The sequence below is a fragment of the Paraburkholderia podalyriae genome, assembly GCF_014397785.1.
Taxonomy (GTDB): domain Bacteria; phylum Pseudomonadota; class Gammaproteobacteria; order Burkholderiales; family Burkholderiaceae; genus Paraburkholderia; species Paraburkholderia podalyriae.
Genome location: NZ_VZQQ01000288.1, coordinates 1 through 568, shown reverse-complemented (window position 1 = coordinate 568; position 568 = coordinate 1). Strand labels below are relative to the sequence as shown.

Sequence of the window (568 nt, the reverse complement as noted above, 5' to 3'; positions counted from 1 at the left end):
CGGGCAATTGACTCTGGAGAACGATTTTTTGGAAAGCGCGCTCGGCAAGGCGGGATTGCTGAGCGTAAAGCGATGATTGATCGCGAGCACGCATTGCCGGTGAGCCGGCAGGTGCGGCTGGTGGGCATTGCCCGTTCAAGCGCCTACTACCAACCGCACCCGGTCAGCGAGGCCGATCAGAAGTTGATGCGGCGGCTCGATGAATTGCATCTGGAGTTCCCGTTTGCCGGTGCGCGAATGTTGGTTCGCCTGCTCAAACGTGAAGCTATCAGGGTCGGGCGCAAACACGTCGGCACGCTGATGAAGCGCATGGGCATTGAGGCGCTGTACTGCAAGCCGAACACGAGCCGCCGTCATGCTAAGCACAAGATCTGGCCTTATCTGTTGCGGGGCATGACGATCAATCGGGCAAACCAGGTCTGGGCACTGGATACGACCTATATCCCGATGGCGCGCGGCTTCGTATATCTGACCGCCGTGGTGGACTGGGCCAGCCGAAAGGTACTGGCCCACCGCGTGGCGATTACGATGGAAGCGATGCACGCTGTCGAGGCGTTGGAAGAAGCGT

The 568-nt window shown here is 59.7% G+C and carries 1 pseudogene; it reads left to right on the top strand.

From position 1 onward, the window contains the following. A pseudogene (locus F6X42_RS43070) lies at nt 1-568 on the top strand (IS3 family transposase); the annotation flags it as partial.